At 62.8% G+C, this 6,468-nt stretch carries 8 protein-coding genes and 1 pseudogene; 5 read left to right on the forward strand and 4 right to left on the reverse strand.

Annotation, left to right across the window (positions count from 1 at the left end):
* From U9R81_RS02095 to U9R81_RS02105, 3 genes are all read left to right on the forward strand, one after another.
* The coding region (locus tag U9R81_RS02095; RefSeq protein ID WP_322493880.1) for a RibD family protein at window positions 1-390 on the forward strand (390 nt) is incomplete at its 5' end.
* 30 nt (window positions 391-420) lie between these two features.
* Window positions 421-1,431 (forward strand): zinc-binding alcohol dehydrogenase, encoded by a 1,011-nt coding sequence (locus tag U9R81_RS02100; RefSeq protein WP_322493881.1) that lies wholly within the window; start codon window positions 421-423, stop codon window positions 1,429-1,431.
* A gap of 402 nt (window positions 1,432-1,833) precedes the next feature.
* Window positions 1,834-2,784: a DNA adenine methylase gene (locus U9R81_RS02105; RefSeq protein ID WP_322493882.1), complete on the forward strand. Its 951-nt coding sequence runs from the start codon at window positions 1,834-1,836 to the stop codon at window positions 2,782-2,784.
* A gap of 139 nt (window positions 2,785-2,923) precedes the next feature.
* On the opposite strand, the gene U9R81_RS02110 is transcribed toward U9R81_RS02105, so the two are convergent.
* Genes U9R81_RS02110 through U9R81_RS02125 form a run of 4 tightly spaced genes read right to left on the reverse strand, consistent with a single transcriptional unit; the run spans window position 2,924 to window position 4,874 of the window.
* Window positions 2,924-3,238, reverse strand: coding sequence for a hypothetical protein (locus U9R81_RS02110; protein WP_322493883.1), 315 nt, complete (start codon window positions 3,236-3,238; stop codon window positions 2,924-2,926).
* Window positions 3,239-3,268: 30 nt separating this feature from the next.
* Window positions 3,269-3,472, reverse strand: a complete 204-nt coding sequence (locus U9R81_RS02115; RefSeq protein ID WP_322493884.1) for a hypothetical protein — start codon at window positions 3,470-3,472, stop codon at window positions 3,269-3,271.
* An 18-nt stretch (window positions 3,473-3,490) separates the two neighbouring features.
* Window positions 3,491-4,513: a hypothetical protein gene (locus tag U9R81_RS02120; RefSeq protein ID WP_322493885.1), complete on the reverse strand. Its 1,023-nt coding sequence runs from the start codon at window positions 4,511-4,513 to the stop codon at window positions 3,491-3,493.
* 25 nt (window positions 4,514-4,538) lie between these two features.
* Window positions 4,539-4,874 carry a hypothetical protein gene (locus U9R81_RS02125; protein WP_322493886.1) on the reverse strand — a complete coding sequence of 112 codons (336 nt, stop codon included), beginning with the start codon at window positions 4,872-4,874 and terminating at the stop codon, window positions 4,539-4,541.
* 600 nt (window positions 4,875-5,474) lie between these two features.
* Here U9R81_RS02125 and U9R81_RS02130 point away from each other — a divergent pair.
* Together U9R81_RS02130 and U9R81_RS02135 are read left to right on the forward strand one after the other, a co-directional pair.
* Entirely contained in the window at window positions 5,475-5,852 is a 378-nt protein-coding gene (locus tag U9R81_RS02130) for a 6-carboxytetrahydropterin synthase (RefSeq protein WP_322493887.1), read from the forward strand.
* 130 nt (window positions 5,853-5,982) lie between these two features.
* A pseudogene (locus U9R81_RS02135) lies at window positions 5,983-6,468 on the forward strand (glycosyl transferase family 1); the annotation flags it as partial.

Raw genomic sequence — 6,468 nt, forward strand, 5'->3', positions numbered from 1 at the left:
GGCGCCGCTCACGGCACCGTGCTGGCCTGCACCGCTGCCGCGCCGGCAGCACAGCGCGCTGCTTTGGCGGAACTTGGCGCGACGATCCTCACCGTGCCGGCCACCTCAGCCGACAGAGTCGATCTCGCGGCACTGCTAGCCGCGCTAGGAGAACGCGGCATCGCCAGCGTGATGGTCGAAGGCGGCGCGCGGCTACTGACCAGCTTGCTGCGCGCGCGTTTAGCCGATGCGGTTGCAATCACGATCGCGCCGCTGATCCTCGGCGCGGGACCGGTTGCGATCGGCGATCTGGGCATTACAACTCTCGCGCAGGCGATCAGGTTGGGCAACGCAACATGGACGACATACGGCGCTAATGTGGTGGTAGAGGGCTACATCCAGTACAGTTGACCGCTTCGCACTATTGCATTGTAACTCGCTATGCAAACCCTTCCCGCTGATTCCATCTGGTTCACCGCACCGCGCACCGTCACCGTGCGCCGGGAAACTGCGCCGCCGCCGGCAGCCGGCGAGGTGCGGGTGGCCGCCATCGCCTCGCTGATCAGTCACGGTACCGAGCGGCTGGTCTACCGCGGGGAAGTCGATCCCGCGCTGCCGCTCGATCTACCCACCCTCAGCGGTAGCTTTGCCTTCCCGATCAAATACGGCTACGCGATTGCCGGACGGGTGATCGACATTGGCCCCGGCGTCGATGGTCTTGCCATTGGCGATGCGGTCGCCGCTTTACACCCTCACCAGAGCGTCTTTACCGTGCCGGCGCATCTGGTCAAGCGGCTCCCTGACAACCTCAATCCGGCGCTGGGAGGATTTTACGCCAACGTCGAAACGGCGCTGACCATCTGCCACGACGCCGCGCCGCGGTTGGGCGAGACGGTGGCGGTGCTGGGGCAAGGCGTGGTGGGGTTGCTCGTGACGCAGCTCTTGCTCCGCGTCGGCGCGCGCGTGATCGCGATTGATCCCGACCCGTACCGGCGCGCGCTCGCCGGACATTTTGGCGCGATCACGCTGGCCCACGCCGATCCGGCAGCGATTGCTGAACTGACCGGCGGTCGGGGGGTTGACATCGCCATCGAGGTGAGCGGCGCGCCGGCGGCGCTGCAACCGGCGATTGAGATGGTAGCCGTCGAAGGGTTGGTGGTAGTGGCTTCGTGGTACGGGCAAAAGCCGGTGACACTCACTCTCGGCGGCCACTTCCACCGCGGGAGGGTGACAGTGCGCTCATCGCAGGTAGGCCGGCTGGCGCCGGAAACCCTGCCGCGCTGGGATTACGCCCGCCGCACCGCAACCGTGCTCGAGCTGTTACCCCAGCTCCGGCTGGCCGAGCTGGTCAGCCACCGCTTCCCGTTCGCGCAAGCGGCGACGGCGTATGCGCTACTCGATCAGGCGCCGTCGGGGATGGTGCAGATGATGGTGGAGTATGGGAAGAGGTGAGATGTTCGCGAATCGCTCTGGCGGCAAGTGACGACAATCAGGCCCGCCTGTCATTGCGAGGGAACGGACCCAGTTGTCATTGCGAGGGGGCGAAGCCCCCGAAGCAATCTCCTGTTTCAGCGCGAGCGAACGCTGAGGGAATGGCTCCCGCCCTTGCCGGAGATTGCTTCGCTGCGCTCGCAATGACACATCCTACCTGTCATGGCGCGGGCGCAGGCCCAGTTGTCATGGCGAGGGGGCGAAGCCCCCGAAGCAATCTCCTGCTTCAGCGCGAGCGAACGCCGAGGGGATTGCTGCCGTACTCGTAGGGGATTGCTTCGCCGCGCGCAGGCATCACACCGTGATGCCCCTACGCTCGACTCGCAATGACATAGGGAACCAACAGGCTAGCAGCAGCAGCCTATGACCCATTCACGCCAACTCGATCTGTTTCCTGATGTGCCAGACGGCGAGCCATCCAGTGATAGATCACCCCGCCTGCCGCCGCCAGTTAACGTCGCTGCCGTTTCACAGCGTAGCCCGTTTCGCTATCCGGGTAGCAAGACGTGGTTTGTCCCTACCTTTCGGCGCTGGATGGCCAGTTTCGCGCAGAAGCCGCACATCTTGGTCGAACCGTTTGCTGGCGGCGGGATTATCAGCCTCACGGCGTTGTTTGAAGATTGGGTCGAGCGCGTGGTGATGGTTGAACTCGACGAGGATGTGGCTGCGGTTTGGCAAACGATCGTTGGCGGCGAAGCCGAATGGCTGGCCGAGCGCATTCTCTCATTTCAACTTAGCCGAGAAACGCTGATCGCTGAGTTGAGTCGCCCGCCGGCCAGTCTGCGCGAACGCGCCTTTCACACCATCCTGCGCAACCGCACCCTTCACAGCGACATTCTGGCCGATGGCGCCAGTTTTCTCAAGCACGGCGAAAACGGCAAAGGCATCGCCTCGCGCTGGTATCCGCAGACCTTAGCCCGCCGGCTGCGCGATCTGCAACAGGTTGCATACCGGATCGATGTGCGCTGCGCTGATGGGCTGGCGGTGATTGAGGAATTTGCCCGTTGCCCTGATGCTGTGTTCTTTGTCGATCCGCCCCACATTGCCGGCGGCAAACGACTCTACCGCTACCATCAGATTGACCATCGGCGTCTGTTCCACTTGTGCCAGAGGGTTGCCGGCGAGGTACTGCTGACATACGATGAAGCGGAAGAGGTGAAAGAACTTGCGCGCGAGTATGGCTTTCAGATGCGATTAGTGCCGATGAAAAATACCCATCACGCCACGATGCACGAATTGGTGATCGGGCGTGATTTGGCGTGGCTCGCTGAGTTGCCGGTGATGCGCGAGGAGCGCGGCATCTATAACATCTGAGCAATGAATCACTCTTGTACTGCGGCGGAATGGCGGCAGTGAAACTGCCGCACTCCATATGAGACCAACTATCAGCAAGCCGGTGCGCAAGATGTTTCTGGAAAGGCGACAGTCACACTGCCACTGCCGCACGCCACAGCTATTTGCGCAGCGCAAACGCCAAGAGCACGAGACCAACCGCCAGCAAGCCAGCGCCGGCGCTCAGGATGAATGTCGCCAGTCGTTGCGCCGGCAGGCCGGCCAGTTCAGAGCGCGGCAGGTACCATGCCCAGTGATCAACCAGATGCTGGTTGGGCGGATCATAATTCCATGCCCAGCGGGAGAGCGGATTCACCGGCAGCGGTGCGATCGCGGTATCGACCATTGCGATCTCAACGCCACTCGCTGTAACCCCGCGCAACCGGGTGATGAGCGGCCCCAATGGCTCATTGCGATCGCTGAAGCCAACGGCCATCGGATTCCACGTGCGCGCGACAATTTCAAGCTACGCCTGACCGGGTTCGATCAGCAGATGGTACACCCGCCGCTGGCCTTCTGGCAGCGCACCGAGATCGTTACTGTTCAGACGCAGGCGGAGCGCGCTGGTAGGCGTTTCGGCAGGGCGCCAGTCGTCAATCGCGAGCGTGAGCCGGCCCCCCTCCTCAGTTACGCAGTTCACCACGCCGCGCTGCCCCGTGCGCCGGGGCAAGGCAGCGCCATCCAGCGCTTACGAATGGTACATCCCGGCCCCTAATTTGCATACCGGCGGCGCAGTTGCATACCGCTGCCAGCGTTCCGCCAGCAGACACCAGTGCCCTATGAGCGGCGATGGCTCGATCGGGCAATGCTGCTCTGCTGGCGGAACGTAGACCACATAGGTATCAAAATTCAACAGCACGCCACCCAGATTGCCGGCAAAACCGAGCAGGCCGGTGAGCACGGCCAGCGCCACACGCCGGTACGTAACCGCCGGTTGCCGCGCCTCGCGCAGAAACATGCCGGCTCCAAGCACGACGAGCGGCGCTACCACTGGCAGCAGAAAGCGCGGCCCCCATACGCCACCGCCTTGCCACTGGCCCCAACTAGCGTACAGTCCAAGATGTGAGCAAAACAGGCTAATCATCAGCAGCACAACCGCCCGCTCGCCACGCCGCCAGAGCGCGATCCCGCCCGGTATCGCCAATAAAATCGGCGGCGCAAAGAGAAATACGCTCTTGCCGGGACTGAACAACATGCCGGTGAGACCGGTAAGCAACGGGGTCGTAAACTCGTAGGCTTCGCTCGCGTAGCCAGACGCGATCGGTGTGCCAAATCGGGCAAGGTTGTACCAAATGAAGATCAACCCGCCCGGAATCATCCCGCTCGTCCACACGGCGACGAGACCGAGCGTATAGGTACTGCGCCGGCTGATAGCGGCGAAAGGGACGGACTGGAACCCATCTGATGTACGCGCCGAACTGCGCCAAGCCTCCCATAGCACGTAGACACCGAAGATTGGCAGCGTAATACCCGCCGCAATCCGCGTTACCAGCAATAAACTCGCCGCAATCCCAGACACAAACAGGGCCAGCCATCGGGCAAGCGGTCGCTGGTATTGCCACGCCGCATGCGCGCGTTCAGCAGCAATCAGGATCAACAAGCCGGCCAACGGTTCCGAGAAAAACGTGCGGGCATAGGGCCACGCAAAAGTTGCCAAACCGTAGAGCAGGGCAAGGATGGCCGCCCACCCTTTGGTTGCCCCTAACCGCAATGACTACAAGGCCAGCACAGCGCAGTTAGCGGCTGAGCAAACCATTGAGCGCCGTCACCGCAAAGCGCGTCGCGTAATCGGCCCGCGCGCCAGACGAAGCGATCTGCTCGCCGAGGAGATGAAACGGGATGGCCAGCAGGGAAGGGAGAACGCCGAAGGGCGAATAGCCTCGATCTCTTACGCCGGGCCGCAACGCCACGAACGGCGACTCTGCCACTGTCACCACCGCGACATCGCCTCGCTCGATTAGACTACGGGTTACGGTCAGCATCGTTTCCTCGTCGGCTGAATAAGTATGGCCGCTCATGGTGAGCAGGTAGAAGCCGCAGAAGAGCAGAAAGATCGCACTCGCGAGACGCAATAGCAATAGCCTTGTGAGAGATGTGAGAGGGCCTAACGTATTGCTAGGCGCAACGCGGCGATTATACCAAAGAACCATTTTGGCGCTCGCGCAGGCGATTGGTGCGGGCACTCTCTTAATGTCATTGCGAGCCGAGCGGAGCGAGGCGAAGCAATCCCCCGCGAGCACGGGAGCAATCCCCTCAGCGTTCGCTTTCGCTACAGCAGGAGATTGCTTCGGGGGCTGCGCCAGCGCTGCTGGACGCCGTCACTCCCTCGCAATGACAACCGGGCACGCCCCCGCGCCATGACAACAGGCTTGTCAGTGCGAGCCGAGGGTAGGGGCATCACGTGTGCTGCCCGCGCGAGGAGAAGCAATCCCCCGCGAGCACGGTATCAACCCGCTCAGCGTTCGTTCGCGCTACAGCAGGAGATTGCTGCGGTCGGGCGGCACCAGCACGCAATGACAACCTCCCTGCGTCTCCAAGAGCGCGCACGTTGTCTATACCAACCAGAGCCAAGACCTTGACAAACAAAGCAGGCTGTGAGATAAGGTTGTAGCGATCTCCGAAAGCGAAACCCATACCGCCAACCGGCCAGTGTCCGATACAGGAGTACCCACATGTACGAAATTGGCGTCAATGCCCAATTCGAGGCCGCCCACCGGCTGGAAGGCAACTTCGGCCCGGCTACCCGCATGCACGGCCACACCTACCGGCTGGAGGCGATCGTGACCGGCCCGCACTTGCAGCCCGATGGCACCCTGTTTGACATCACCCGTCTGCACGAAGCGGTTAACGCGATTGTGGCCGATCTGCACTACCGCGATTTGGGCACGGTTGAAGGGTTGCGTGACGTGAACACGACCGCCGAGCATGTCGCCCGCTATTGTTGGGAACGGATCGCGGCTGCGCTGCGCGGGGCCGGCCTCACCACGCTGACGGTGCGGATTTGGGAGAATCCGCAGGCGTATGCGGCGTATAGCAGTGCGTTAGCGTGAGAAATGAACAGACCACGCTAATAGTATGCGGGCCAGCGGCACGCCCTCCTTGGGCATTGAAAAGAATGCGGGCTAGCAGCCCGCGCTCCATAGATAGGACACCTCCGCGCCCTCTGCGGTCAATACCTTTATGAATCTGCACCTCGCCTTTCTCACCGTTGGCGATCCGAACCGGCTCACCGGCGGCTACCTCTACCACCGCGAAGTTTTCCGGCGCTGGCGCGCGCAAGGCCATCGCGTGGACGAAATCGTGTTAGGGCCAGCGGACGTCGCCAGACAACTGGCGGCTGCGCCGCTGGCCGGCGCACAGGTGGTCGCCGGACAGTACGACGCACTGCTGGTTGATGCACTGGCACGGGTTGTTGTTGCGCCGTGGCTCGATCACTGGCGCGCGCAGCGCCCGCTGATCACGCTGATCCACGAGTTGCCGGCAGTGGCTGGGGCAAGCGATCCGCGGGAACGCGAATGGGAACAGGCCCTGTTGCGCACCGATGCGCTGGTGGCGGTGAGTGATGACGGCGCGGCCACCTTGATCGCGCGCGGGGCTGATCCGGCGCGGATCTTCGTCGCGTCAGGTGGATGCGACCGGCTGCTGGCCCGCTTGCCGGCAGGCGGG

This window comes from Chloroflexus sp. (assembly GCF_034435895.1).
Lineage (GTDB): Bacteria > Chloroflexota > Chloroflexia > Chloroflexales > Chloroflexaceae > Chloroflexus.

Coding starts and splice junctions, on each gene's coding strand:
- U9R81_RS02100 (WP_322493881.1), top strand. CDS start 421: ATGCAAACCCTTCCCGCTGATTCCATCTGGTTCACCGCACCGCGCACC.
- U9R81_RS02105 (WP_322493882.1), top strand. CDS start 1,834: ATGACCCATTCACGCCAACTCGATCTGTTTCCTGATGTGCCAGACGGC.
- U9R81_RS02110 (WP_322493883.1), bottom strand. CDS start 3,238: ATGGCCGTTGGCTTCAGCGATCGCAATGAGCCATTGGGGCCGCTCATC.
- U9R81_RS02130 (WP_322493887.1), top strand. CDS start 5,475: ATGTACGAAATTGGCGTCAATGCCCAATTCGAGGCCGCCCACCGGCTG.